Raw genomic sequence first — 23,371 nt, 5'->3', positions numbered from 1 at the left:
CGGTGCCTGCCGGGTGGGCGTGGAATCCACCATTGTCGACCTGTCCGGCCCGGCAGCACGCATATTGCGACCGGGCAGCATCAGCGCCGCGCAACTGGCGAGCATTCTGCCGCTATCCGGCCAGCACAGTGCCAATGCGCCACGTGTACCCGGCGCACTGGCCTCGCACTACGCACCGCGCCTGCCCTGTTTCCGCTTTGAAGCCGGCGAGCGCCAGCAACTGGACCCGGCCCTGTGGCAAGGCCGCTTTGCGCTGATCAGCCTGGACAATACCGCGCCGCTCCCCAGCCAGCCTTGGCAGCACTACGCCCTGCCAGGCAGCCCGGCCGACTACGCCAGCCAGATCTACAGCGTGCTGCATCAGGCGGAGGCCAGCGGTGCGGCACATATCGTGATAGAAATGCCGCCGCAAGAAGCCGACTGGCTGCATGTGCGTGACCGGCTGCTGCGTGCCAGCACCCCGGCCGCCTTGTGCAAGCCAGATTCACATTGAGTACTGCAGAAAACTGACCATTCGGCTAGCATGGAGCAAGAACAACACAACAGCACACGAGGCATGCCACACCATGGAGCGCAACGCAGCGGGAAAACACGCACTGCATCTGGAATCCGCACCAACATGCCGTATCTGCAAGGATGGCCAGGAACTCGGCTTTGACTTCAGCTATGCGTTTCAGCCCATCATCGACATTGCCAGCCGCCAGATATTCGCGCATGAGGCGCTGATTCGCGGCCCGGCTGGCGAGGGGGCGCTCACCGTGCTGCAGCAAGTGACCGATGCCAACCGCTACCGCTTTGACCAGGCCTGCCGGGTGAAGGCCATCCGCACCGCAGCCCGGCTGGGCATGCAAAGCCGCTTGTCGATCAACTTCCTGCCCAATGCCATCTACCGCCCGGAAGTGTGCATCAGCACCACCTTGCAGGCGGCGCGCGAGTTTGGCTTTCCTGTCGAGAACATCGTGTTTGAAACAGTGGAAGGTGAGCAGATAGAAGACGGCAAGTGGCTGGCCGAGGTCTTCCGTGAATACCAGCGCATCGGCTTTCTCACCGCGATTGATGATTTTGGTGCCGGTTATGCGGGCTTGAACCTGCTGGCTGATTTCCAGCCCGACATCATCAAGCTGGACATGGCACTGGTGCGTAATGTCCAGCAGCGGCGACGCAGTCAGGTGATCATCCGCAGCGTGGCCGACATCTGCCGCGAACTGGACATCCGCCTGATTGCCGAAGGGGTGGAAACCGAAGACGAATACCGCTGCCTGCAAGACCTGGGCATCAGCCTGATGCAGGGCTATCTGCTGGCGCGGCCCTTGTTCGAGCACTGCATGCAGCAAGTGCCGCCCCACCTGCCCACCTGATTCAATCCCCCGCCTGCCGGTCGCGGTACTGGGCAAACTCTGCACGCAACAAGCTGCGCAAGTGCTCTGCCGCAGCACCAGGCTGGTAGCCGCTGCGCGTGATCAAACCCAGCGTGCGCGATATCTGCGGGTCGGTCAGCGCAATGCCGACCAGTTGATGTCGGTATGCCGGGGTCAGCGACAACTCCGGCACTACCAGCACCCCCAGTCCAGCCTCGGCCATGCCGTACGCCCCTTGCAGATGGCTGGCTTCATAGTGGATACGTGGCCGTTGCGGCAGGCTGGCCAGATGATGGTCCAGCAACAGGCGGTTGCCGCTGCGCTGTGACACGCCAATCAGGCGCTCGCCCACCAGGTCTTCCCAGCGCAGGCGGCGGTGCGCTGCCAGCGGATGATCGTGCCGCACCACGGCCAGATAGCGCTCGGTCAGCAATGGCTCAAAGTCGATATTGGGGTCCTCGGCACCAATGAAGTTGATGCCGAAGTCGGCACGCCCTGCCAATACCTGCTCCAGCACCTCTTGTGCGCCTTCATCAAACACCCGCAGGCACAGCGCGGGGTAGCTGGCGGCCAGCCCGGCCAGCGCGGCGGGTAGCAGGTGCTGCGCCACCGACGGAATGCTGGCAACCGACACCACTCCGCTGCGGCGCTCGGCCCGCTCGCTCAGGCCGCTCATCGCCTGTTCCAGTTCGTCCACCACATTCTGCGCATGAAACAGAAAATGCGCGCCCTCCTCGGTCAGCCGCACGCTGCGCGTGGTGCGCTCCAGCAGGCGTACCTGCAAGGACTGCTCCAGTTTTTCGATGCGTCGGCTCAAGGCCGGTTGCGACAGGTACAAGGCCTCGGCTGCGGCCTTGAAACTGGACTTCTCCGCCACCGCCAGAAATGCCTGCAATTCATTGAGTTCCAGATTGATGCGCGCCATCGATTAATCCATGAAATAAAAGCAATTAAACATTTATTGCGTTTTGTGCATTATTTCAGCACAACACATACACAACAAGAGGAGATCAACATGGCAAAGACATGGAAGCCAGGCTGCGGCCTGGCTGCGCTGCTGCTGGCGTTTGCCTGTACCCCGGTAATGGCAGAACAACTGACGGTGGTCAGTTCCGGCGGTTTCGCCGCAGCATTGAAGCTGCTGGCACCCCAATTCGAACAACAGACTGGCCATCAGCTGAAACTGGAATGGGGCCCCTCCATGGGCGATACCCCGCAGGCCATTCCGCAGCGCCTGGCACGTGGCGAAAAAATCGACGTACTGGTGATGGTGGGCAGTGCGCTGGACCAGCTGCAAGCCCAAGGCAAGGTAGTGCCAGACAGCAATACCCCGCTGGCTGCATCGCGCATTGCGCTGGCAGTGAAACACGGTAGCCCGCAGCCGGATATCAGCACCCTGGCCGCGTTGAAACAGACCCTGCTCAACAGCCATTCCATTGCTTACTCGGACAGCGCCAGCGGCGTGTTTTTGTCCACCGTGCTGTTTTCCCGCCTGGGTGTGGCCGAGCAGATCAAGGACCGCAGCCGCATGATTCCGGCCGAACCGGTGGGCAAGGTGGTGGCACGCGGAGAAGCCGAACTGGGCTTCCAGCAACTGAGCGAGCTGATCCCGATTGCCGGCATCGACATTGTCGGCCTGCTGCCGGAACAGGCACAGCAAGTCACCACCTTTTCCGCTGGCATCAGCCGTGACAGCGGACACCCTGCAGCGGCACGCCAGTTGCTGCGCTTTCTTGCTTCGCCGCAGGTTGCGGCAAGCATTCGCCAGACCGGGATGACACCGGTCAGCACCTCCGCTCAATGACAAGGACGATGACATGACCACTGCCAGCCCACGCCAGTCAAACCTTTCCATGGTGTTACGTGTTACCAGCGGTAACTTCCTGGAAATGTTCGACTTTTTCCTGTACGGCTTTTACGCCACCTATATTGCCAAAACCTTTTTCCCCAGCGGCAACCTGTATGCCTCGCTGATTCTGGCCTTTGCCACTTTCGGGGCCGGTTTTCTGGCGCGTCCCATCGGTGCCATCGTGCTGGGCAGCTATATCGACCGCATCGGCCGCCGCAAGGGGCTGATTGTTACCCTGGCCATCATGGCCTGCGGCACGGCGCTGATTGCCTTTGTACCGGGCTATGCCAGCATCGGCCTGGCCGCACCCGTACTGGTACTGCTGGGCCGCCTGCTGCAAGGTTTCTCTGCCGGGGTGGAACTGGGCGGGGTGTCGGTGTATCTGGCCGAAATGGCCACACCGGGCCGCAAGGGCTTTTTTGTCAGCTGGCAGTCGGCCAGCCAGCAAGTGGCCATCATGTTTGCCGCCGTGCTGGGCTATTTGCTGCATCAGGTTTTCAACAGTCACCAGATCGACCAATGGGCATGGCGCATTCCGTTTTTCATCGGCTGCATGATCATCCCCTTCATTTTTGCCATTCGTCGTTCGCTGCAGGAAACCGATGCTTTCCTGGCGCACAAGCATCACCCTAGCTTTGCCGAAATCCTGCGCTCCATCGTGCAGAACTGGCAGTTGATTGCCGGCGGCATGCTGCTGGTGGTGATGACCACGGTGAGCTTTTACCTGATCACCGTCTACACCCCGACTTTTGGCAAGAGCGTGCTCAAGCTCAGTGAAAACGACAGCCTGCTGGTGACCTTCTTTGTCGGCCTGTCCAACTTCATCTGGCTGCCCATCATGGGCGCGCTGTCCGACCGCATTGGCCGCTGGCCGCTGATGCTGGGTTTCAGCCTGCTGACCATGCTGACCGCCTACCCGGCGCTGGCCTGGATGGTGGCCTCTCCCAGCTTTGGCCACATGCTGGTGGTGGAGCTGTGGCTGTCATTCCTGTACGCCAGCTATAACGGTGCCACCGTGGTGGCACTGACCGAGCTGATGCCCAGTCACGTGCGTACCGTGGGCTTTTCGCTGGCCTACAGCCTGGCCACGGCAATTTTTGGCGGCTTCACCCCGCTGGTATCCACCGCGCTGATTGACGCCAGCGGCGACAAGGCTGCACCCGGCTACTGGATGATGCTGGCCGCAGCCTGCGGCCTGGCCGCCACCCTGATGCTGTACCGCAAGGATATCCGCAGCCGCTTTGTCGGCAAGGCTGCCACCGCCTGAGCCTTAGCCTCTCTCCGTGTGCTTTTTCTTTCCAGTCAGCACATGCCTGGCCTCCTCACGGAGGCTTTTTTTATTTCTGCGGCCGATTCGGCAGTAGACTGCGCCTTGCACGATCAAGCGGAACTGCAGCAAGAGGACAAGCAATGGAGTTAAGGCAATTACGCTATTTTGTCAGCGTGGTGGCGCAAGGCAGCATGGGGCGCGCCGCGCTGGAGCTGGGGGTGGGTACCTCGGCGCTGAGCCAGCAGATCAGCCGGCTGGAGGGTGAACTGGCCACCCGGCTGTTGCAACGCACGTCAAGCGGCGTAGTGCCGACGGATGCCGGGCTGGCGTTCTGGCGGCAGGCACAGCTGGCCATCCGCCATGCCGACGACGCCATGCGCGCCGCCCAGCTGGCGCGGTTGTCCGGCCATGTCAGCGTGGGTATGGCCCCCAGTACCACCGGGGTGCTGGGCCTGCCCTTCATGGCGGCCATGCGCCAGCGTTACCCGGACATCCGCCTGCATCTGGTGGAAAACCTGTCCGGCAATCTGGCCACCATGCTGGGCGCACGCCAGCTGGACCTGGCGGTGCTGTTCCAGGAAGAGCGCACCAGGCGCTGGAGCGTGCTGCCGCTGCTGGAGGAAAAGCTGTTCCTGATCTGCCGCCGCGACCTGCCCGCAGCACCCACACAGGACCACATCAGCCTGGCCGAGCTGGGCGACATTCCGCTGATCATGCCCAGTGGCCCGCATGGATTGCGCGCCCTGCTCAACAACGCCAGCACCCAGGGCGCACATGCGCTGAACATCAGCGCGGAAATCGATGGCCTCTCGCTGTTGATGGATGCAGTAAGGGCCGGTTACGGCGCCACCATCCAGCCCGGTGCTGCCATTGCCCGCCTGCCACCGGAAGAGTTCCGTCTGATTGACATCACCGACGCCAGCGTCAGCCGCCCCAACCTGCTGGTGAGCCTGTCCGATGACGAGCTGTCCCCGGCCGGGCTGGCCACCCGTGTGGTGCTGCAACAGGTGGCCAGCGAACTGGCCCACAGCGGCCAGTGGCCGGGGGCTACTGTTTACAAAGGCTAAACACCTGTTGCCCGATCCGGTCTGGCGGCCGGGCTGAGGGCTTTTTACAGTCTCCGCTTGTCTCAGGGAGGCTGTACCCATGTTTGATGTTCTGATCATCGGCGGCGGCAACGCCGCACTCTGCGCCGCACTGATGGCCCGCGAAGCCGGGGCCTCGGTGCTGCTGCTGGAGTCCGCCCCGCGCGCCTGGCGCGGCGGCAATTCACAGCACACCCGCAACCTGCGCTGCATGCACGATGTCCCGCAAGACGTGCTGGTGGATGCTTATCCGGAAGAAGAATACTGGCAGGACCTGCTGCGCGTCACCGGCGGCCAGACCGACGAAGCGCTGGCCCGGCTGGTGATTCGCGCCAGCGGCACCTGTCGCGACTGGATGCGCCGTCACGGCGTGCATTTCCAGCCCTCGCTGTCCGGCGCACTGCATACGGCTCGCACCAATGCCTTTTTCATGGGCGGTGGCAAGGCGCTGGTGAATGCCTATTACCGCAGCGCCGAACAGCTGGGCGTGGTGATTCGTTACGACAGCCCGGTTGAACGGCTGGAATTGCAGGATGGCCGCTTTGTCGCCGCGCACCTGCCGGGCGGCGAGCGCATCAGTGCGCGCAGCTGCGTGCTGGCGGCTGGCGGTTTCGAGTCCAACCGCGAATGGCTGCGCAGCGCCTGGGGCCAGAACGACCAGGGCGACTGGCCGGCGGACAACTTCCTCATCCGTGGCACCCGCTTCAATCAGGGCGTGCTGCTCAAGTTCATGCAGCAGGCCGGGGCCGACATGGTGGGTGACCCGTCACAATCGCACTGCGTGGCTATCGATGCCCGCGCACCGCTTTACGATGGCGGCATCTGTACCCGGGTGGACTGCGTGTCGCTGGGCATCATGCTGAACCGCAACGCCGAGCGCTTTTACGACGAGGGCGAGGATTTCTGGCCCAAGCGCTATGCCATCTGGGGGCGGCTGGTGGCACAACAGCCGGAGCAGATCGGCTATTCCATCATCGACTCCAAGGCCATCGGCCGCTTCATGCCGCCGGTATTCCCCGGCAACAAGGCCGACACCCTGCAAGAGCTGGCGCGCCAGCTGAGGCTGGATGAGGCGCACTTTGTCGACACCATCCAGCGCTACAACGCGGCCTGTCAGGCCGGGCAGTTCGACCACACCGTGCTGGACAACTGCCACACCGCAGGCCTCACCCCGCCCAAAAGCCACTGGGCCTTGCCGCTCGATACCCCGCCTTACTACGGCTACGCGCTGCGCCCCGGCATCACCTTTACCTATCTGGGCCTGAAAACCAATGCCGACGCCGCCGTGCACTTTGCCGGCCAGCCCAGCCCCAACCTGTTTGTGGCCGGTGAAATGATGGCCGGCAATGTACTGGGCAAGGGTTATGTGGCCGGTATCGGCATGGCCATCGGCACGGCTTTTGGCCGTATTGCCGGCAGCCGTGCCGCCCAGGCGGCTCAGGCTGTTTCACAAGGAATCTGACATGCAACAACTCACCCGCCTGATTGACGAGGCGCAACAACTGGCTGCCGGCCAGCCGGGCTCCCTGCTGGACAAAGCCGAGGCCGAAGTGGCGCGCGATTTGCAAATCTGCAATGCCTGCCGTTATTGCGAGGGCTTTTGTGCGGTATTTCCCGCCATGACCCAGCGGCTGGAATTCGGCCAGGCCGACATCCATTACCTGGCCAACCTCTGCCACAACTGCGGCGCCTGTCTGCATGCCTGCCAGTACGCACCGCCACATGAATTTGCCGTCAACATTCCCAAAGCCATGGCCCAGGTACGCCAGCAAAGCTATACCCGCTTTGCCTGGCCGGGCGCGCTGGGGCGGCTGTATCACCACGCCGGGCTGACCGTTGCGCTGGCACTGGCCGTCAGCCTTGCGCTGTTCCTGCTGCTGTTGCAGGCACTGGCCCCGGCAGTGAACAGCGGCAATTTCTACGACTACTTCCCGCACCATCTGCTGGCCGGGCTGTTCGGCCCGGTATTCGGCTTTGCCGTGCTGGCGCTGGGCATGGGCGTGCGCCGCTTCTGGCGTGACATCAGCCCGCAAGCGCCGGATGTACCGGCGGTGCTGGATGCCGGTCATGCAGTGGCCACGCTGAAGTATCTGGATGGCGGCCACGGCCAGGGCTGCAATAACGCCGACGATGCCTACACCCTGTGGCGGCGGCGTTTTCACCACTTCACCTTCTACGGTTTCCTGTCCTGCTTTGCCGCCACGCTGGTGGCCACCGGCTACCACTATCTGCTGGGTCTGCCAGCCCCCTATGCACTGAACAGCCTGCCGGTGCTGCTGGGCATTGCGGGTGGTATCGGCCTGCTGATTGGCCCGGCCGGCCTGCTGTGGCTGAACCTGCAGCGCGACCCGCAGCATGGCGACGTACAGCAACGTCCGATGGACCGCGGCTTCATTGCCCTGCTGCTGCTCACCAGCGCCAGCGGGCTGCTATTGCCGTTTGCTCGCCACAGCCATGTGCTGGGCAGCCTGCTCGCCGTGCATCTGGGCGTGGTGATGGCACTGTTCCTCACCCTGCCCTATGGCAAGTTCGCCCACGGCATCTTCCGTAGTGCCGCCTTGCTCAAATGGGCAATCGAAAAACGTCAGCGCAAATAAATCATTCAAAAAAGCAATAAACACAACGCAACAGATGCAACAAAGGAGAGTACGCATGCAACAAGCGCCAGAGCGCCAGCACCCTGCCCAGTCCCGACTGGGTGCGGTACTGCGCGTGACCAGTGGCAATTTTCTCGAACAGTTCGATTTCTTTCTGTTCGGTTTTTATGCCAGCTATATCAGCAAGGCATTTTTCCCCACCAGCAGCGAGTTTGCCTCGCTGATGCTGACCTTTGCCGTTTTCGGTGCTGGTTTCCTGATGCGCCCGCTGGGTGCCATCGTGCTGGGCAGTTATGTGGACCGCATCGGCCGCCGTCAGGGGCTGATCGCGACGCTGGGCATCATGGCCTGTGGCACGGTGCTGATTGCCTTTGTGCCGGACTACAGCCAGATAGGCCTGGCCGCGCCCTTGCTGGTGCTGCTGGGCCGCTTGCTGCAGGGCTTTTCCGCCGGGGTGGAACTGGGCGGGGTGTCGGTGTATCTGGCTGAAATTGCCACGCCGGGTCACAAGGGCTTTTACACCAGTTGGCAGTCGGCCAGCCAGCAGGTGGCCATCGTGGTGGCGGCAGCCATCGGCTATGGCATCCAGCTGTGGCTGAGCCCGGAGCAGATTGCCGCCTGGGGCTGGCGCGTGCCGTTTTTCATTGGCTGCCTGATCATTCCGCTGATTTTCCTGCTGCGCGGCTCCTTGCAGGAAACCGATGCCTTCCTGGCGCGCAAGCACCGCCCCAGCCTGCGTGAAATCTTTGGCACCATCGGCCTGCACTGGCGCACCATCGTGGCGGGCATGTTTCTGGTTTCGCTCACCACCACGCTGTTTTACTTCATCACCGTCTACACCCCGACCTTTGGCAAGAGCGTGCTGCACCTGAGCGCGCAGGACAGCCTGATTGTCACCCTGTGCGTGGGCCTGTCCAACTTTTGCTGGCTGCCCGTCGGCGGGGCGCTGTCCGACCGCATCGGCCGCAAACCGCTGCTGCTGGGCATTTCGCTGCTGGCCTTGCTGACCGCCTACCCGGCAATGGCCTGGCTGGCAGCTGCGCCCAGTTTTATCCGGTTGCTGACGGTATTGCTGTGGTTCTCTTTCTTCTTTGGCATGTACAACGGTGCCATGGTGGCGGCACTGACCGAGGTAATGCCGGTGTATGTGCGCACCGTGGGCTTTTCGCTGGCCTTCAGCCTGGCCACTGCCATTTTTGGTGGTCTGACCCCGGCGGTATCCACCGCGCTGGTGGAAATGACGCACAGCAAGAGTTCGCCCGCCTGGTGGCTGCTGTTTGCTGCGCTCTCGGCCTGCCTGGCCACGCTGGTGCTGTTCGCACCACGGCGTCAGCATCTGCATCAACACAAGCATCAACAGCACTAGGCTTTGATCTGGCTGTAGCTTGATGGCCTGTGAAAACAGGCCATTTTCTTTTGTGCAGTCCGGGGCAAATCGGTTTTGCGCTCAAGCCCATTGTCATGCAAGATGCTATCCAGTGCCTGTCACACAAGTAGCCCTCATGACAACTGAACATCGCATGCTGCGCGCCTTCAAACTGCGCTATCTGTTTGCACTGGCGCTGATGGCGGTGCTGGCCACCACCACCTATGTGGCACAGCAAATGGTGATCGCCGCCCAGCAAAGCACCGCGGCACTGGTGAACGTCAGTGGCCGCCAACGCATGCTCAGCCAGCGTATTGCCCTGTACAGCCAGCAGCTGGTCACCCTGCCTGCGGGCAGCCAGGGCAGCGCCCGCAAATCCTTGCAACAAGCCATCAGCCTGATGGACAGCAGCCACCAGGCGCTGATCAAGGGCAAGGCAGAACTGCACCTGCCCGCCACCATGTCCGGGCAAATCCATGACTTGTATTTTGGCTCGCCCCAGGCCATCCATTTTCTGGAAGCCCGTTACCTGTCCCTGGCCAGAGCATTGCTGCAACAGCCACCAGGCAGCGTGCGTGCGGACTCCCCTGCCTTGCAACAGCTATTGCTACTGGCAGGCGGCGACTTGCTTCAGGCGCTGGACTCCGCCGTGAAACGCTACCAGCAAGAAGGCGAAGCGGCAGTGGACACCCTGCAAACAGCAGAAACCATCGCCTGGCTCAGTGCGCTTGCCCTGCTGCTACTGGAAGGCCTGTTCATCTTCCTGCCCTTTGCCGGGCAGATGCGCCGGGTTATTCAGGCACTGGAGCGCAGCCAGCAGGATTTGCAGCAACACCAGCATCATCTGGAAGCCGAAATCGAAAAACGCACACACGCCCTGCAGGCACGCGAGCAGCAGTTGAGCAAATTCTCGCTGGCCATCCAGCAAAGCCCGGCCAGCATTGTCATTACCGATATCGACGCCCGCATCGAATACGTCAACGAGGCCTTCCTGCGCAATACCGGCTACAGCCGCGATGAAGTCATCGGACAAAACCCGCGCCTGTTGCACGCCGGAAAAACCGGCAAGGCGGTGTATAGCCAGCTGTGGAGCACCTTGCAGAGCGGCCAGATATGGCAAGGGGAATTCATCAACCGGCGCAAGGACGGCAGTGAGTATGTGGAAGCAGTGGTGATTGCCCCGGTGCGCCAGCCGGATGGCCGCATCAGCCACTATGTGGCCATCAAGGACGATATCACCGATAAAAAGGCCGCCCTGGAAGCCATTCGCCAAAGCGAGCTGAAATTCCACAGCATGATGGACTGGTCAAGCGACTGGGTGTACTGGATCAAGCCGGATGGCCGCTTTCATTACATGACTCCGTCGGCGGAGACAATCAGCGGCTATCCTCCCTCGGCATTCGAACAGGACCCTGCCCTGCTGGAAGCCATCATTCACCCGGACGACCTGGCGCAATGGCAACAACATCAGACCGCCTTGCCACAAGCCATCGACAGTGCGGCAGAGCGGGAACTGGATGTGCGCATCATCCGCAAGCAAGGCGATATCCGCTGGGTCAACCAGACTGCCCGGCCGCTGTTCAACGAGGCGGGAGATTACCTGGGCCAGCGCGTCACCCTGCATGACATTACCGAGCGCAAGGCAGCGGAGGAAGAAATCCGCCGGCTGGCCCATTTCGACCCGCTTACCATGTTGCCCAACCGTCGCCTGCTGTTCGACCGGCTGGAACAGGCGATGAAAAACAGCGAACGCAGCCAGCAGTATGGTGGACTGATGATGCTGGACCTCGACCAGTTCAAGAAGCTCAACGACACCCTGGGCCATGAAATGGGTGACAAGCTGCTGCTGCAAGTAGGCCACCGCCTGCGCGACTGCCTGCGCGGGGTGGACACCGTGGCACGGCTGGGCGGGGACGAATTTGTGCTCATCATCGAAGAGCTGGGCAGCAACGAAACCCAGGCTGCCAGCCGGGCCGAACAGATTGCCGAGAAAATCCGTGACGCACTGGCACGGCCCTACTGCCTGGATGCGCAGCAGGAAGGCGAACACCTGTACACCGCCAGCATTGGCCTGACCCTGTTCCGCGGCCAGCACACCTCGCTGGAGAACCTGCTGAAACAGGCCGATGTGGCGCTGTACCAGTCCAAGGACGCCGGACGCAACCGGGTACGTTTTTTCAGCCCCACCATGCAAGCCCACATCGAGGCGCGCGCCCAGCTGGAAAACGCACTGCGCCTGGGCTTTGCCCGCAAGGAATTTCTGCTGTACTACCAACCGCAGGTTAACCAGTATGGCCAGATAACCGGCGCGGAAGCCTTGCTGCGCTGGCAATCGCCAGAGCGTGGCATGGTGTCACCGGCCCAGTTCATACCGCTGGCCGAGGAAATGGGGCTGATTCTGGAACTGGGAGAATGGGTGCTTCATACCGCCTGCCAGCAACTGAAGGAATGGGAAGGTCAACCGCAATTCGCCGGACTGGAGCTGGCGGTGAATGTCAGTGCGCGCCAGTTTCACCAGCCGGACTTTGTCGAATCGGTACAGCGCTGCCTGCATTTGAGTGGTGCCAACCCGGCCCGGCTGAAGCTGGAGCTCACGGAAAGCATCGTGCTGGAAAATCTGGACATGGTGGTAGAGCGCATGCAGCAACTGGGAGCGCTGGGCATCCGCTTTGCACTGGATGACTTTGGCACCGGCTACTCCTCGCTGTCCTATCTGAGCCGCCTGCCACTGAACCAGCTGAAAATCGATCAGTCCTTCACCCGCCAGCTGGGGCAGAACCCGGCCACTAGCGCCATCGTCAAGGCAATACTGGCCATGTCGCGCGCATTGGGTTTGCAGGTGATTGCCGAAGGGGTGGAAACCCATGCGCAGCGGGACTTTCTGGAAAGTCATGGCTGTTATGCCTACCAGGGCTATCTGTTTGGCAAGCCAATGCCGATCAGCCACTGGGAACAGGACCCGGCCTGAATGCCTTTGCCCGCGCAGGCTAGTAGCACAGCCGGTTTTTACCCTCACGCTTGGCCTGATACATCAAGGTATCGGCCTTGCCCAGGATATCGACCGCGCTTTCGCCCGGAAATGCCAGGCAGCAGCCCAGCGACAGGGTAATGGCAATGCCGGCCTCTTGCTGCATGCGGGTACTGTGCTGCAATTGCAGGCGCAAGCGCTCGCCACAGGCCACCGCTTCTGGCAGATTCAGGCCGGGCAGGATCACCAGAAACTCCTCGCCACCGATACGGCCGAACACATCCTCCGGGCGCAAGCTGGCCTTGACCTCTTCGGCCAGCACCTGCAACACCACGTCGCCCACATTGTGGCCGAATACATCGTTGATTTTCTTGAAGTTATCCACGTCGAACGCCAGCACGCAAAAACTGCCCTCGGCGTGACTCACCTTGTCCACCTGCTGTTGCAGCTGCTCCAGAATGGCACGCCGGTTCAGCGTCCGGGTGAGGCTGTCGGTGGTGGCCAACACCAGCAAGGCATTGCGTGCTTCTTCCAGCCCGGCGGTTTTCAGCTCCAGGCTGGAGCGCAGTTCCACCTCTTCGTCATGCATGCGCTTGAGCGAGCTGACCAGCGTGTTCATGGTCTGCTGCTGGGTAAAGAAGGCGCGGTTACGCTCTGCATATTTCCAGGCAGTGAACAATAGCAACAACTCAAAAAGCACGGCGATGGCGGTAAAGGCATTGCGGTCTGTTGCAGCCATCACCCGGTCAAAACCATATAGCTGGATCAGCACCACCAGCGTCAGCACACTGCTGAACAGCGCATACAGACGGAAAATCAGGCCGTGGGACAGGATGGTGATGCTGTTGATGGCCGCCAGTGCGATGATCTTGAACATGTAGACAAAATCGAACTGACGGTGCGGAAAGGCAAACAGCATGCTGCCCCAGGCCAGCGCCGCCAGCACGACTGACAGATAGAGGCTGGCAAAGCAAGCTTGCCAGCCTGCCGGGTTTGTCAGCCTGGTGCGCATGAACTGCAAATGCCACAGCCGCAAACCCTGAATGCAGAACATGGCCAGCAGCCATGCGGTACCTGGCCAGCCCGGCGCATGCGTCCAGTGCGCGGCATAAATGGCAAGCGCCACCACCAGCGACAGCCTGATCGAGCTGCTGCCTTCCTCGAAATAGTAATGGCACAAGCGGATGCCGGCTGCGTCCATGCCGTGGCCTGGCTCTGCTTTAGCGCGCATTGCGCAGCACCTCGCGGTTCAGCACAAAGGGCGACAGCAAGACGTTACGCCCGCTCCGCGATGGGTGGCGGATAGCGTCATCCGCCATTTGCACGGCAATTTTTGCCATTTTTTCGGTGTCCTGCACCATGCTGGCCAGTAATTCACCAGAACGGATGGCCTCCAGGATGAGGGGGCTGCGGTCCACCCCGACAAAGGGATGGCGTCCGGCCTGCTGCAATTGCCGCAAGGCCAGCAGCACCGCGCTGGTGGTGGATTCGTTCGGGGTGAAAATGGCATCAAACTGCGGCTGTTCGGTATACAGCCAGGTACGCACCACCTGACGCCCGCGGCCAATGGACTGATCCAGCTCCGGGCCGTACACCACCCGGACATGGTCTTTTTCTGCAGCCATGGCAAAGCCCGCCATGCGCTGCTCGGTGGACGGTACTTTGCCCTGATTGGGAAACACCAGTACCCGACGGATGTCCGGATGGCTCTTTTTCAGTTGTTCCCAGGCCAGACTGCCAATTGCAGTCTGGTCTGAAGCTACTGCGCCAAACTGGCTGCTAAGGCCAGGGTTGCGGTCTATCAGCACCACTGGCACCGGCAGGAAACGCAAAATCTCATTGTAATTTTCGATGGTGGCACTGGGTGCCAGGATGATTGCCCGGCATTTGCGCGCGATGGCCACATTCAATAGCTCAATCTGGGCATCATCAATCAGGTGTTCGCTATCCACCGAACCACGGTCATAAATGAAATAGCCAAGCCTGGCCCCCTCCTGCGCAATGTTTTCCTGCAGATTGGCCCAGAACGCGCGTCCGCCACTGGCGTAAATGAAGGAGAGGCACTCGCGTGCCTGCAACAACGGACTACAACACAGCAGTGCCACGCACAGCAGGCTGCGCCAGCGCAATGCCAAGCCGTTACGTAACAATGAAGAGAGGTTGAACACGGAGCTCCCGTACCGACAAATCATGATTATTCTGTTTGATGCGGTTTGCAGGCCTGCTTTACAGCCCGCGGACTCGCAGTTTGCTTTAGTGATAGTTGATATTTATGCGTCATGCTGCTGATTTCACCAGATGCCGCCCTGCCTGCACAGAATGTCTTGCATTCACCCGTGAATGGCCTAAACTGATTTATGTTGCACTGCAACATAAAGTGAACATCATGCATCTTACCCTAGACCGCCTCCAGGCCAGCGCACGACCGGCCATTCTGGAACATCTGTCCGGACTGAGCCCGGACGATCTCTTCACCCGCTTCGGCCTCACCCTTGGCCCGGCCAGTCTGGTCAGCTACGTGGACAGCATCAATTTCAATCGCGATATCGTCATTGGTGCCCACTACCGTGGCTTGCTGATAGGTGTGGTACACATTGCGGTACTGCAACACGATGCCTTTCCCCATGGCGAACTGGGTATCAGCGTGGACAGCTTCTGCCAGGGCAAGGGCATTGGCCGACAGTTGTTCGACCAGGCACTGCACCATGCGCTGGGCCGCAAGGTAAACCGGCTGCGCATCCAGTATCTGCGACGCAATGGCCGCATGGCGTCCTTGTGCCGTGGCCTGAGCACCCGTTTTGCCCAGGATGGCGAAGAAACCGCCTGCCTGATCACCCTGGCCGAAGATGACCCGGCCAACGCCTGTCGTCGTGAAATGGAAGATGGCATAGAAGTGTTTCATGCCGATGCACCAGCACCGCGTGGTCATATCCTGTTCATCCATGGCGTGGCCGGTGATGGCTGGCAATGGCGGGAAAACATGCAGCCCTGGTTTGCGGCGCATGGCCTGAGCAGCTCGGCCCTGTCGCTGCGTGGCCACGGCGGCAGCAAGCCGCGTGACAACCAGACCTTGCGTGACTACGAGCAGGATGTGCAGCAGGTATTGGCCCGCCTGCCCGTCCAGCCCAGCCTGATTGTGGGCCATTCCATGGGTGGTTTCCTCACCCAGCGCGTACTGGAAGGCAATGAGCAATGGCAAAGCGCCAGCCTGATCTGCTCGGTGCCGCCATGGGGCTTGCTGCCGGGCACACTGGACAATGTGGTCGAATTCATGGGCGACCCGCTGGGCAAGGCCATTGCCATTCAGGCGGCGGAAGGCAAACCGGCATATGTCAACCCGGACAACATCAGCGCCCGGGTACAGGTGATAGGCGGCAGCCGCGACCGGCTGATTCCACCCGAAGTGGTGGCAGCTACCGCCCGCTCTTACGACACCAGTCCGGTGATGATAGAGGACGCCGGCCACGCTGTGATTTCCAGCAGGAAATGGCAGGACGTGGCCGAGCAGGTGTTACAGCACTTGCTGGCAGGACAATGAATCAGCCCAGCCGCGCTGCCAGCGCAGCGATATGTTCCGGCGTGATGCCGCAGCAACCGCCAACAATGCCGGCGCCCTTTCCTACCCAGCGTTCGGCCCAGCCCAGATAGTTTTGCGGGGTCAGGTCGGCACGGATTTCATCCAGTGTGGCATTGGCCTTGGCGTCTTTCGGCGTGGGCGGGAAGGCATTGGCATATACGCCCAGTTGCAGTGCCTTGCCTTGCGCTTGCAGCACGTCATTGGCGGCATCCAGCGCGGCTTCCATCACTTCCGGCTGGCTGCAGTTGAACAGTACGGCCGCTGCGCCCAGACGGATGGCCTCGGCCACCGCCTCGCTGACGGTTTCACCGGAACGCAGGCGCGCCACGTTGTCGACATCTTCGTCCTGCAGGGTAAACGACAGCCACAGCGGCTTGTCCTGTTCGCCCAGCGCCAGGCGCACTGCGCGCACCTCGGCCAACGAGCTTTGCGTTTCGGCCAGCCAGACATCCACATACGGTGCCAGGCCCTCGATCAGCACACGGTGAATGGCCAGCGAGTCGGCTTCATTGAACAGGTCGGGACGGTAGGAACCCAGTGCAGGCGGCAAGGAGCCGGCCACGGTCACCTTGCGTGCTGCCTTGTCCGCGCTGCGGCGTGCCAGTTCGCCAGCCAGGGCAGCCAGACGCTTGCCATGTTGATCAAAACGTTGTTGACCAATATGAAAAGGCACCACGGCATAGCTGTTGGTGGTAATCACCTGGGCACCGGCATTCACGAAGGCATCATGGGCCTGCTCGACAAAGTGCGGGCCCTCCAGCAGCGCTAGTGCAGACCATTCCGGCTGCTGGAACGGCGCACCGATACGTTTCAGTTCGCGGCCCATGCCGCCATCAAGAACAAGAGTTTGGCTCATATGCTTATCCATGCAATCACTGCATCAGGGTGATGCTCACCCATGACAAAGGGGGAAATGTTATATGCTTATATTTAATCAAGCTGGTAATTATTATAATAGTTTGATATATAGATTAACACCCAAACAGCATTCAGACCATAAAAATGTTCCAACGACAATCCAAGATCACCAAGACCGTCGCCCTCATCGCCCTGCTGGCTGCCAGCCAGAGCCATGCCGGTGCCACACTGGACCACGTTCAAAAAAGCGGCGTGCTGCGCGGCGTGCTGCTGGAAAGCTACCCGCCCTTCTCCTTCCTCAACAGCAAGAACCAGCTGGATGGCTTTGATGTGGACGTGGCCAAGGCCGTGGCGAAAAAGCTGGGCGTCAAGCTGAAGCTGGACACTCCTTCGTGGGAAGTGATTGCCGCCGGCAAATGGGGCAGCCGCTGGGATATCTGCATCTGCTCGATGACGCCTAACAAGGAACGCGCACAGGTGCTGGACTTCCCGGTGTTTTACTACAACTCCCCGGCAGTGCTGATTGCCAATGTGGCGGACAAGAAAACCAGCAGCATCAAGAACCTGGAAGGCAAGAAGATTGCCGTGCAGCAAGGCTCGTCCTATGAAAGCTATCTGCAGAAGAAGCTGACCATTGAAGCCCCCAACGCCGTACAGCCTGCCTACCCCTTCAACAAGGTGGTGATTGCCCCGTACGACAATGAAGAACTGGCGTTCCAGGACCTGGCGCTGGGCGCTGGCAAGCGGGTGGATGCGGTGATTTCCAACCTGGTGACAGCAAACGAACGCATCAGCAAGACCGGCAAGTTCCGCATTGTCGGCAGCCCTCTCTACCAGGAACCCAACTGGGTGGCCGTGGACAAGGGTGATGCGCAGTGGAATGCCCGCGTCAAGCAAGTCATTACCGAGCTGAAGAAAGACGGCACCCTCAGCGCCATTTCCAAGAAGTGGATTGGCAGCGATATCACCAACTAAGAATCAGCCCCGTGGCGGCATGCTGCCGTGCGGGGCTTTCTGCTTTTGTCTGTCCGTAACATGAAACAGGAAAACCGATTCAGGCTGCAAGTCGGCCTGGTCATGCTGTGCCTGCTGCTGGGCTTTGTCTGGTTTGTCGATGCCTTCGAACTGGACTACCGCTTTGCCCTGAGCAAGCTGCCCTTGCTGGCCGGTCTGGAACTGAGCCCGGAAGGCTTCATCCAGGGCATACCGCTGACCTTGCTGCTGTGCCTGCTGTCCACCATCCTTGCTGTGGTGATTGGCATGCTGTCGGCACTGGGGCGTTTGTCCAGCAACCCGCTGTTGTATGGCCTGGCCACTTTTTACAATTCCTTCTTCAAGGGCACGCCGCTCTTGGTGCAGATTCTGCTGATTTATCTCGGTCTGCCACAGCTTGGTATTGTGCCCACCGCCATTCCATCCGGCGTGGCAGCGCTAGCGCTGTGCTATGGCGCCTACCTGAGCGAAGTGTTCCGTTCGGCCATCCTGTCCATCCACCGTGGTCAGTGGGATGCCGGCAAGGCACTGGGGCTGAAACCGCATGCCATCATGCGCTTCATCATCCTGCCACAGGCCATGAAAGTGGCGGTGCCGCCCACTTTCAGCATGTTCATTTCCATGCTGAAAGACTCCTCGCTGGTGTCGGTGATGGGCTTGTGGGAGCTGATGTTCCTGGCGCAAAGCTACGGTCGTTCGGCTTACCGCTACATGGAAATGCTGCTGACGGCAGCCATTCTGTACTGGCTGCTGTCCATCGTGCTGGAGCTGTTCCAGCACCGGCTGGAAAGCAGGCTGTCCGTTTCCGGCCGCCGCTGATTGTTTTCTTCACACAGACAGCCCGCCATCACGGCGGGCTGTTTTCATTTGCCGCTTGTGTCGGTCTCAGCCTGCTTCCGCAGCACCGATACCCGCAAAAATGATGGCGTGCATGAAGTCGACAATCTGGTCGTCGCTGTAGCGGCCATAGTCCTTCATGTAATCCACCGCCGGGTCGCAAGTGCGCGAATAGTAGGCATACAGGATGACATCGGTGGGCAAATCCGCCCGGATATCACCGGCCTTCTTGGCCTGTTCCACCAGCGCTTCCATCTGCTTGTGCAGCTTGTACACCCGTGTCACGTAACGGATGCTGCGGGTCAGCATTTCCTTGACCTGAGGGCTGGCCGAAGGCAGGAAAGGCAGGCCACCCTGCAGGCGCACCCGCAATGCCCATTCCAGCAGACTACCCAGCCTGTCCTTGCTGCTAAGAGCGGCATCCAGTGCCGCCAGGTACTCCAGCGCACCGTCCAGCAGGCGGATCATCACCTCGGTGGCCAGGTCTTCCTTGGACTTGAAATGCTTGTACAGGCTGGGCTTGGAAATACCCGCCTCCCCGGCCACATCGTCCATGGTCATCAGGTCGAAACCCTTGCTGGCCAGCAAGCGGGTGGTGGCGTCCAGCACCGTCTGTTCGCGCAGCTTGAATGCCTGATCCTTGAAGCTGAGCTTGGCTAAAATACTCATGAGTACGACCTTTTACTAATCAGTAGCTTTTTTTCCAAAGCGGTTATATGCTGAATATAAGCACGATGCCTCACAGGTGCCAAGCAGTTTCGTCACCCGCAGGCATTCATTCAGAAATTCCGGCTTGGGAGTTCAGGTGAAAGCACATCCAGACAAACGCCAGCGCGTGGCAGTGATTGGCGGCGGTATTGCCGGTCTCGCCAGCGCATGGCTGCTGGCAGAAAAACACGAAGTCACCCTGTTTGAGGCTGCCGACTACGCAGGTGGCCATACCAATACGGTTGACGTGCAACTGGAAGGCCAGTCTTTTGCCGTGGATACCGGCTTTCTGGTGTTCAACGAACGCACCTACCCCAATCTGATTGCCTTGTTCCAGCAGCTTGGTGTGCCGTCCTGCAGCACCGACATGTCCTTCAGCGTATCTCTGGACCGGGGCCGGGACGAATGGGCGGGCAGCTCGCTTGGCACCGTGTTTGCCCAGCGCAGCAAACTGTTGTCGCTGCCGTTCTACCACATGCTGTATGACATCCTGCGTTTCAACCGTGCCGCACCCAGTCTGCTGCAGCAAGTCCTGGCCGCGCCACTGACGCTGGGCGAGCTGCTGGAGGTGGAAGGGTATGGCAGCCGTTTTCGTGACCACTACCTGGTGCCGATGGCCGCGGCAATCTGGTCCAGCCCCAGCAAGGAGATTCTGGATTTCCCCGCTGCCACCTTCCTGCGCTTCTGCCTGAACCACGGCCTGCTGCAAATCAGCCAGCGGCCACGCTGGTTTACCGTGCCGGGTGGGGCACGCCAGTATGTGGAAAAGCTGTGCCAGCGCATCCAGCATGTGCGCCTGTGCAGTCCGGTCAGCAATGTGCGGCGCACCGAGCAAGGCGTGCTGATCAACAGCCCGCATGGCGAAGAGCGCTTTGACAGCGTGATTTTTGCCACCCATGCCCCGCAAACCCTGGCCATGCTGGCCGATGCCAGCCAGGAAGAACGCGACATCCTCTCTGCCGTACGCTACCAGCCCAATACGGCGGTACTGCATGGCGATGCCAGCTTGCTGCCCAAGCGCCACAAGACCTGGGCCGCCTGGAACTTCCTGGCCGAAACCGGCCAGCCCAGCCAGCGTGCGGTGTGTGTCAGCTACCTGCTCAATGCCTTGCAACCGCTGCCGGTCAGCCAGCCGGTCATCGTCACCCTCAACCCGCTGCGCGACCCGGATCGCAATCTGGAATACGCCCGCTTCGTGTATGAACACCCGCTGTTCGACAATGCCGCCATTGCCGCCCAGGCCCGCCTGCCCATGCTGCAGGGCAAGCGCAACAGCTGGTTTGCCGGTGCCTGGACCGGTTACGGCTTTCATGAAGATGGGTTGAAATCTGCCCTGCGTGTAGCGCAGGATTTTGTCACCCTGCCGGAATGGGCCCGCATATGAGCCCTGTCAGCAGCAATGCCTATCTGGTATCGGGCAGCGTGATGCACCAGCGGCTGCGGCCTGCCCGTCATCGCTTCATTTATCCGGTATTTGCCATCAGGTTGAAGCTGTCGGAGCTGGAACAGATTGGCCACCGCTGGTTTGCTGTGGATCGCTGGCGACCCTTAATGATACGCACCAGGGATTACGGCCCGCGTGACGGCAGCCCGCTATTGCCCTGGATACGCCAGCAATTGCGTGACGCCGGCTTGCCTGCCGACGGTGAAGTATGGCTGCAAACCTTCCCGCGGCTGTTCGGTTACGCCTTTAATCCGGTCAGCTTCTGGTATTGCCACGATAGCCATGGCCGCTTGATTGCCGTGCTGGCCGACGTCAACAACACCTTTGGCGAGCACCATGCCTACTTGCTGGCCAACCCGGACGGCAGCCCCATCGCCAACGGCAACACCCTCACCTGTAGCAAGCAGCTGCATGTATCGCCGTTTTGCCAGGTGGCCGGGCATTACCGCTTCCGTCTGGCAGAGAAGACTGACCGCATGCTGATGCGCATCGATTACCACGATGCCGACGGCCTGCTGCTCAATACCAGCATCTCCGGTGTGCTGCAGCCGCTCACCAGCGGCAATGCCCGCCGGGCGCTGCTGCGCCAGCCCATGCTGACCCTGGGCATCATCACCCGCATTCATTGGCAGGCCTTGCAGCTGTGGCTGAAAAAAGTGCCGTTTTTCAGCAAGCCCGCCGCCCCGGAACATCCATTGAGTCACGGACAGGAGTTGCGCCCATGAGCCTCACCCGTACCCTTGCCCTGCCCTGCAACAACCTGCCCTGGCTGGCACGCTTACTGCTGCAGCGCTTGAACCAGCTGCAATATGGCAGCCTGCTGCTGCACACACCGGATGGACAAAGCCTGTGGTTTGGCCGCCCGGGCGAATTCCCGGAGGCAGAACTGCACATTTACAGCTGGACCGCCTGCCGCAAATTGCTGCTTTCCGGCGATATCGGTTTTGCCGAAGCCTATCGCGATGGCCTCTTGTTCACACCGGACATCACCGCCCTGCTGCGGCTGGCCTTGCGCAACGAACAGGTGCTGGGCAGCGCGCTCGCCGGCAGCTGGCCGGCCCGTGGCTGGTACTGGCTGAAACACTGCCTGCGCCGCAACAGCCGCCAGGGCAGCCAGCGCAATATCCACGCGCATTACGACCTGGGCAATGCCTTTTACGAATTGTGGCTGGACCCCAGCTGGACCTACTCCAGCGCCTGGTTTGACGGCCACTACGACCTGCCGCTGGCCACCGCCCAATCAGCCAAATACCAGCGCATCTGCGATGTGCTGGGCCTGCAACCGGGCATGAGGGTGCTGGAAATCGGCTGCGGCTGGGGCGGCTTTGCCGAACACGCCAGCAGCCAGGGCATTGCGGTGCATGGCATCACCATTTCCCATGCCCAGCTGGACTTTGCCCGCGAACGGCTGGCTGGCAACCAACTGGTGCAACTGGAGTGGCAGGACTATCGCGACCTGCAAGGCCAGTACGATGCCATTGTCTCCATTGAAATGTTCGAAGCGGTGGGCGAAGCCTACTGGCCGGGCTTCTTTGCCAAGCTGCGGCAACTGCTGAAACCGGGCGGCAAGGCGTTGGTGCAGAGCATCACCATTGCCGAAAGCCGTTTCGAGCGCTATCGCCGCAGCAGTGATTTCATCCAGGAGTTCATTTTCCCCGGTGGCATGCTGCCCAGCAGGCAAGTCTTTCAGGATACGGCCGAACAAGCCGGGCTGATGACGCGCAACCGGCTGGACTTTGGCCGGGACTACGCTGAAACCCTGCGCCGCTGGCGTCTGGCGTTTGAACACACACTGGACAATGTGCGCCAGCAAGGCTTTGACGAAGCCTTCATCCGCCTGTGGCGCTTGTACCTGTGCTATTGCGAGGCCGGTTTTGACGAAGCCAGCATCGGCGTTTCGCAGTTCCTGCTGCAGGAAGCCCAGTCATGAAAACCCTGCGCCGCCTGTTGCCCCTGTTCGCCCTGTTGCTCACCAGCGCCTGCAGCACACCGCAGGTGGAGCAATACCGCAACAACAAACCCCAGCTGGACTTGCCGCGATTTTTTGAGGGCCATACCCGCGCCTGGGGTATGTTCCGTGACCGCAACGGGGTGCTGGTCAAGCAATTTACTGTAGATATCACCGGTCAGCGCCAGGGCGATGCCCTGCTGCTGGATGAACGCTTTGTCTACAGCGATGGCAGCCGCCAGCAGCGCCAGTGGCGACTGGTGCCGCTGGGTAATGGCAAATGGCAAGGCACCGCAGGCGATGCAGTAGGCGTAGCCGATGGTGAAGTGGCGGGCAATGCCCTGCACTGGCGCTACACCCTGCGTCTGCCGGTGGATGGCCGCAACTGGGACGTGCAATTTGACGACTGGATGTTCCTGCAGGACGAGCACACCCTGCTCAATAGCGCGCGCATGAGCAAGTTCGGCATTGCGCTGGGTGAAGTCAGCCTGTTTTTCCGCAAGGAGTAAGGCC

General features: G+C 60.8%; 21 protein-coding genes. 16 read left to right on the top strand and 5 right to left on the bottom strand.

Going from position 1 to position 23,371, the window contains the following annotated elements:
- Together JHD62_RS07490 and JHD62_RS07485 are read left to right on the top strand one after the other, a co-directional pair.
- Window positions 1–493: Sua5 family C-terminal domain-containing protein (locus JHD62_RS07490; protein ID WP_304506241.1), on the top strand; the 493-nt coding region annotated here is incomplete at its 5' end.
- Between the two features lie 73 nt (window positions 494–566).
- On the top strand, window positions 567–1,358 hold the full coding sequence (locus JHD62_RS07485) for an EAL domain-containing protein (protein ID WP_199102375.1): 792 nt from the start codon (window positions 567–569) through the stop codon (window positions 1,356–1,358).
- Window position 1,359: 1 nt separating this feature from the next.
- On the opposite strand, the gene JHD62_RS07480 is transcribed toward JHD62_RS07485, so the two are convergent.
- On the bottom strand, window positions 1,360–2,283 hold the full coding sequence (locus JHD62_RS07480; RefSeq protein ID WP_199102374.1) for a LysR family transcriptional regulator: 924 nt from the start codon (window positions 2,281–2,283) through the stop codon (window positions 1,360–1,362).
- Window positions 2,284–2,373: 90 nt separating this feature from the next.
- On the opposite strand from JHD62_RS07480, the gene JHD62_RS07475 reads away from it, so the two are divergent.
- The 7 genes from JHD62_RS07475 (at window position 2,374) to JHD62_RS07445 (ending at window position 12,493) form a co-directional block, all read left to right on the top strand.
- Window positions 2,374–3,162 (top strand): substrate-binding domain-containing protein, encoded by a 789-nt coding sequence (locus JHD62_RS07475; protein WP_199102373.1) that lies wholly within the window; start codon window positions 2,374–2,376, stop codon window positions 3,160–3,162.
- A 13-nt stretch (window positions 3,163–3,175) separates the two neighbouring features.
- Entirely contained in the window at window positions 3,176–4,474 is a 1,299-nt protein-coding gene (locus JHD62_RS07470; protein WP_199102372.1) for an MFS transporter, read from the top strand.
- Window positions 4,475–4,617: 143 nt separating this feature from the next.
- A complete protein-coding gene (locus JHD62_RS07465) occupies window positions 4,618–5,544 on the top strand; it encodes a LysR substrate-binding domain-containing protein (RefSeq protein WP_199102371.1) in 927 nt (308 codons plus the stop codon).
- Between the two features lie 79 nt (window positions 5,545–5,623).
- A complete protein-coding gene (gene tcuA, locus JHD62_RS07460) occupies window positions 5,624–7,024 on the top strand; it encodes an FAD-dependent tricarballylate dehydrogenase TcuA (protein ID WP_199102370.1) in 1,401 nt (466 codons plus the stop codon).
- A gap of 1 nt (window position 7,025) precedes the next feature.
- The gene (tcuB, locus tag JHD62_RS07455) at window positions 7,026–8,159 is read left to right on the top strand and encodes a tricarballylate utilization 4Fe-4S protein TcuB (protein ID WP_199102369.1); all 1,134 of its coding nucleotides are present in this window, start codon (window positions 7,026–7,028) and stop codon (window positions 8,157–8,159) included.
- A gap of 55 nt (window positions 8,160–8,214) precedes the next feature.
- Complete coding sequence (locus JHD62_RS07450) at window positions 8,215–9,525, top strand: MFS transporter (RefSeq protein WP_199102368.1); 1,311 nt, start codon at window positions 8,215–8,217, stop codon at window positions 9,523–9,525.
- 136 nt (window positions 9,526–9,661) lie between these two features.
- Window positions 9,662–12,493, top strand: a complete 2,832-nt coding sequence (locus JHD62_RS07445; RefSeq protein ID WP_199102367.1) for an EAL domain-containing protein — start codon at window positions 9,662–9,664, stop codon at window positions 12,491–12,493.
- A 19-nt stretch (window positions 12,494–12,512) separates the two neighbouring features.
- Here the strand turns inward: JHD62_RS07445 and JHD62_RS07440 are convergent, their stop codons facing one another.
- Window positions 12,513–13,724 (bottom strand): diguanylate cyclase, encoded by a 1,212-nt coding sequence (locus tag JHD62_RS07440; protein ID WP_199102366.1) that lies wholly within the window; start codon window positions 13,722–13,724, stop codon window positions 12,513–12,515.
- Window positions 13,714–14,661, bottom strand: a complete 948-nt coding sequence (locus tag JHD62_RS07435) for a substrate-binding domain-containing protein (protein WP_199102365.1) — start codon at window positions 14,659–14,661, stop codon at window positions 13,714–13,716. The genes JHD62_RS07440 and JHD62_RS07435 overlap by 11 nt, the downstream gene beginning before the upstream one ends.
- A gap of 218 nt (window positions 14,662–14,879) precedes the next feature.
- Here JHD62_RS07435 and JHD62_RS07430 point away from each other — a divergent pair, with 218 nt between their 5' ends.
- The gene (locus tag JHD62_RS07430) at window positions 14,880–16,031 is read left to right on the top strand and encodes an alpha/beta fold hydrolase (protein ID WP_199102364.1); all 1,152 of its coding nucleotides are present in this window, start codon (window positions 14,880–14,882) and stop codon (window positions 16,029–16,031) included.
- A gap of 1 nt (window position 16,032) precedes the next feature.
- Here JHD62_RS07430 and JHD62_RS07425 read toward each other — a convergent pair whose 3' ends face one another.
- Window positions 16,033–16,926 (bottom strand): homocysteine S-methyltransferase family protein, encoded by an 894-nt coding sequence (locus tag JHD62_RS07425; protein WP_199102363.1) that lies wholly within the window; start codon window positions 16,924–16,926, stop codon window positions 16,033–16,035.
- 146 nt (window positions 16,927–17,072) lie between these two features.
- Here JHD62_RS07425 and JHD62_RS07420 point away from each other — a divergent pair, with 146 nt between their 5' ends.
- Together JHD62_RS07420 and JHD62_RS07415 are read left to right on the top strand one after the other, a co-directional pair.
- Window positions 17,073–17,903, top strand: a complete 831-nt coding sequence (locus JHD62_RS07420) for a transporter substrate-binding domain-containing protein (RefSeq protein ID WP_199102362.1) — start codon at window positions 17,073–17,075, stop codon at window positions 17,901–17,903.
- Window positions 17,904–17,963: 60 nt separating this feature from the next.
- Window positions 17,964–18,740 carry an amino acid ABC transporter permease gene (locus tag JHD62_RS07415; protein WP_045847345.1) on the top strand — a complete coding sequence of 259 codons (777 nt, stop codon included), beginning with the start codon at window positions 17,964–17,966 and terminating at the stop codon, window positions 18,738–18,740.
- A gap of 66 nt (window positions 18,741–18,806) precedes the next feature.
- Here JHD62_RS07415 and JHD62_RS07410 read toward each other — a convergent pair whose 3' ends face one another.
- Window positions 18,807–19,427, bottom strand: coding sequence for a TetR/AcrR family transcriptional regulator (locus tag JHD62_RS07410; protein ID WP_199102361.1), 621 nt, complete (start codon window positions 19,425–19,427; stop codon window positions 18,807–18,809).
- A gap of 136 nt (window positions 19,428–19,563) precedes the next feature.
- On the opposite strand from JHD62_RS07410, the gene JHD62_RS07405 reads away from it, so the two are divergent.
- From JHD62_RS07405 to JHD62_RS07390, 4 genes are read left to right on the top strand one after another with little or no spacing between them, the layout of a single operon-like run.
- Window positions 19,564–20,850, top strand: a complete 1,287-nt coding sequence (locus JHD62_RS07405; protein ID WP_199102360.1) for an FAD-dependent oxidoreductase — start codon at window positions 19,564–19,566, stop codon at window positions 20,848–20,850.
- Complete coding sequence (locus JHD62_RS07400; protein ID WP_233160727.1) at window positions 20,847–21,635, top strand: DUF1365 domain-containing protein; 789 nt, start codon at window positions 20,847–20,849, stop codon at window positions 21,633–21,635. The genes JHD62_RS07405 and JHD62_RS07400 overlap by 4 nt, the downstream gene beginning before the upstream one ends.
- Window positions 21,632–22,840 carry a cyclopropane-fatty-acyl-phospholipid synthase family protein gene (locus JHD62_RS07395; protein WP_199102359.1) on the top strand — a complete coding sequence of 403 codons (1,209 nt, stop codon included), beginning with the start codon at window positions 21,632–21,634 and terminating at the stop codon, window positions 22,838–22,840. The genes JHD62_RS07400 and JHD62_RS07395 overlap by 4 nt, the downstream gene beginning before the upstream one ends.
- Window positions 22,837–23,367: a DUF3833 domain-containing protein gene (locus tag JHD62_RS07390; RefSeq protein WP_199102358.1), complete on the top strand. Its 531-nt coding sequence runs from the start codon at window positions 22,837–22,839 to the stop codon at window positions 23,365–23,367. Before JHD62_RS07395 ends, JHD62_RS07390 begins: the two co-directional genes overlap by 4 nt.
- The last annotated feature ends 4 nt before the right edge of the window (window positions 23,368–23,371 follow it).

Origin of the sequence: Aquitalea sp. ASV11 (assembly GCF_016429185.1) — a bacterium.
GTDB classification, from domain to species: domain Bacteria; phylum Pseudomonadota; class Gammaproteobacteria; order Burkholderiales; family Chromobacteriaceae; genus Aquitalea; species Aquitalea pelogenes.
This window is presented reverse-complemented; position numbering and strand designations above follow the sequence as displayed.

Coding starts and splice junctions, on each gene's coding strand:
- JHD62_RS07485 (WP_199102375.1), top strand. CDS start 567: ATGGAGCGCAACGCAGCGGGAAAACACGCACTGCATCTGGAATCCGCA.
- JHD62_RS07480 (WP_199102374.1), bottom strand. CDS start 2,283: ATGGCGCGCATCAATCTGGAACTCAATGAATTGCAGGCATTTCTGGCG.
- JHD62_RS07475 (WP_199102373.1), top strand. CDS start 2,374: ATGGCAAAGACATGGAAGCCAGGCTGCGGCCTGGCTGCGCTGCTGCTG.
- JHD62_RS07470 (WP_199102372.1), top strand. CDS start 3,176: ATGACCACTGCCAGCCCACGCCAGTCAAACCTTTCCATGGTGTTACGT.
- JHD62_RS07465 (WP_199102371.1), top strand. CDS start 4,618: ATGGAGTTAAGGCAATTACGCTATTTTGTCAGCGTGGTGGCGCAAGGC.
- tcuA (WP_199102370.1), top strand. CDS start 5,624: ATGTTTGATGTTCTGATCATCGGCGGCGGCAACGCCGCACTCTGCGCC.
- tcuB (WP_199102369.1), top strand. CDS start 7,026: ATGCAACAACTCACCCGCCTGATTGACGAGGCGCAACAACTGGCTGCC.
- JHD62_RS07450 (WP_199102368.1), top strand. CDS start 8,215: ATGCAACAAGCGCCAGAGCGCCAGCACCCTGCCCAGTCCCGACTGGGT.
- JHD62_RS07445 (WP_199102367.1), top strand. CDS start 9,662: ATGACAACTGAACATCGCATGCTGCGCGCCTTCAAACTGCGCTATCTG.
- JHD62_RS07440 (WP_199102366.1), bottom strand. CDS start 13,724: ATGCGCGCTAAAGCAGAGCCAGGCCACGGCATGGACGCAGCCGGCATC.
- JHD62_RS07430 (WP_199102364.1), top strand. CDS start 14,880: ATGCATCTTACCCTAGACCGCCTCCAGGCCAGCGCACGACCGGCCATT.
- JHD62_RS07425 (WP_199102363.1), bottom strand. CDS start 16,926: ATGAGCCAAACTCTTGTTCTTGATGGCGGCATGGGCCGCGAACTGAAA.
- JHD62_RS07420 (WP_199102362.1), top strand. CDS start 17,073: ATGTTCCAACGACAATCCAAGATCACCAAGACCGTCGCCCTCATCGCC.
- JHD62_RS07415 (WP_045847345.1), top strand. CDS start 17,964: ATGAAACAGGAAAACCGATTCAGGCTGCAAGTCGGCCTGGTCATGCTG.
- JHD62_RS07410 (WP_199102361.1), bottom strand. CDS start 19,427: ATGAGTATTTTAGCCAAGCTCAGCTTCAAGGATCAGGCATTCAAGCTG.
- JHD62_RS07400 (WP_233160727.1), top strand. CDS start 20,847: ATGAGCCCTGTCAGCAGCAATGCCTATCTGGTATCGGGCAGCGTGATG.
- JHD62_RS07395 (WP_199102359.1), top strand. CDS start 21,632: ATGAGCCTCACCCGTACCCTTGCCCTGCCCTGCAACAACCTGCCCTGG.
- JHD62_RS07390 (WP_199102358.1), top strand. CDS start 22,837: ATGAAAACCCTGCGCCGCCTGTTGCCCCTGTTCGCCCTGTTGCTCACC.